Source organism: Variovorax sp. 20P10.2.4, from assembly GCF_058244205.1.
In genome coordinates this window covers 1-1,582 of sequence record NZ_JBZAYE010001057.1, presented here as the reverse complement: position 1 = coordinate 1,582, position 1,582 = coordinate 1, and the positions used below count along the sequence as shown (strand labels likewise).

The window sequence follows — 1,582 nt, the reverse complement described above, 5'->3', positions numbered from 1 at the left end:
GTTGGCGCGCGCGAGGATCAGCAGCATCAGCACGCCGAACACCGCCATCTCGAAGTTGCCCGAGCGGCCGAGCAGCGCCGGCAGCACGTCCTGCAGCACCTGCTTGAGCACCACCACCACGCCGGCGCCCGCGAGCGCGCCCCACAGCGCGCCCACGCCGCCCATGACCGCCATGAACAGGTACTCGATGCTCATCTGCAGCCCGAAGGGCGTGGGATTGAGGAAGCGCTGCATGTAGACATAGAGCCAGCCCGCCATGCCGGCCAGACCCGCGGCGGTGCAGAACACGGCGACCTTGAGCCGGAACGCATGCGCGCCGAAGGCCTCGGGCAGGTCGGCGCCGGCGCGCAGCGCGCGCACCGCGCGGCCCAGCCGCGAATCGAGCAGGTTGCGCACCAGCCAGAAGGCCAGCGCGAAGCCGAGCGCGATCAGGCAGAACATCGAGCGCTCGGACGCGAAGTCGACGCCGAACAGGTTCAGCGCGGGAATGCCCGCGAGGCCGTTGAAACCGCCCAGCGGCTCGATGATGCCGAGCCCGTAGTAGACGACCACGCCCCAGGCCAGCGTGGCCAGCGACAGGTAGTGGCCGCCCATCGAGAGCGTGAGCGCGCCGATGCCCGCGGCCGACAGCGTGGCGAGGGCAACGCCGGCCAGCAGCGTGGCCCAGCCCGGCACACCGTGCGCCACCGCGAGGTAGCCGGCCGCGTAGGCGCCGATGCCGACGAAGGCCGCCTGCCCGAAGGAGATCAGGCCTGCGAAGCCGGTCATCAGCGTGAGCCCGAGCGCCACCGTGGCGTAGAGCAGCACGAAGCTCGCGAGCGTGACGTAGTAGCTCGAGGCGAACAGCGCCACGCCGGCGGCGGCCGCCACGGCAACGGCCGCGAGCACCCAGGAACGAGGCGTCATGAAGCCTCCTGCGAATGCGGGTCGGCCAGCGAACGCCACAGCAGCAGCGGCACGATCAATGCGAACACGATGATCTCCTTGGCGGCGCTCGCGCCGTAGGACGAGAAGGCCTCGAGCAGGCCCACCACGAGCGAGCCCGCGGCGGCGAGGACGTAGCCCGAGAGCCCGCCGACGATCGCGCCGACGAAGCCCTTGAGCGCGAGCAGGAAGCCCGAGTCGTAGTAGATGGTGGTAAACGGGCCGATCAGCACGCCCGAGACCGCGCCGATGAAGGCGGCGATGGTCAGCGCCAGTTCGCCCGAGTGGTCGGGCGAGATGCCGACCAGCCGCGCGCCGTCGCGGCACACGGCGGTGGCGCGCAGCGCCTTGCCGCTCAGCGTGTGGCCGAAAAAGGCGAAGAACACGGCCACCAGCACGGCGCTCGCCGCCACCACCGCCAATGTCTGCGGCGCCACCGGCAGTCCGGCGAGCAGGCCGGCCGGCAGTTCGAAGCCCGGCAGCCGCGAGCCCTCGGGCCCGAACACGTACAGGCCCAGCGCCACCAGCACGAAGTGCAGCGCGATCGCCGCCACCAGCAGCACCAGCGGCGAGGCATTGCCCATCGGCCGGAACACCGTGCGGTAGATCAGCGGCCCCATCGCCGTGACCAGCGCCACCGCCGCGGCCGTCTGCATCC

General features: G+C 71.5%; 2 protein-coding genes. Both read right to left on the bottom strand.

Translation table 11 applies throughout. The features are described from left to right. The coding region (locus AC27VN_RS41015; protein ID WP_490880442.1) for a branched-chain amino acid ABC transporter permease at positions 1-906 on the bottom strand (906 nt) is incomplete at its 3' end. Next, positions 903-1,582 (bottom strand): branched-chain amino acid ABC transporter permease (locus AC27VN_RS41010; protein WP_490880441.1); only part of this gene is annotated, 680 nt, incomplete at its 5' end. The genes AC27VN_RS41015 and AC27VN_RS41010, both read right to left, overlap by 4 nt.